The sequence below is a fragment of the Peribacillus sp. SIMBA_075 genome (assembly GCF_046534585.1).
Genome location: NZ_JAWRYN010001361.1, coordinates 1 through 245 on the forward strand (window position 1 = coordinate 1; position 245 = coordinate 245).

Below are 245 nucleotides of genomic sequence, written 5' to 3' on the forward strand. Positions count from 1 at the left end.
CTTTCCTTTGCCGCTGTTAAATGCCTCGCCTCCTTCAATCATGTATGCTAAGAACGATGCAGAAGATCCCGTTTTCGGATCTAACAGCCGCTTCCAAGCATATTCAAAGTCGCTCGCTTTGACTGGATCACCATTCGACCACTTGATACCATCTCTTAAATGGAATGTGTACGTTTTCCCGTCCTCTGAAATCTCCCATTTTTCTGCCATTGCAGGAAATGGTTCGTGCTTTTCATTCAGTCTCG

1 protein-coding gene is annotated in these 245 nt (G+C 45.3%); it reads right to left on the bottom strand.

Annotation, left to right across the window (positions count from 1 at the left end; all coding sequences use genetic code 11):
- A partial coding sequence (locus SB775_RS32780) for an ABC transporter substrate-binding protein (RefSeq protein ID WP_410865468.1) occupies nt 1–245 on the bottom strand: 245 nt, incomplete at both ends.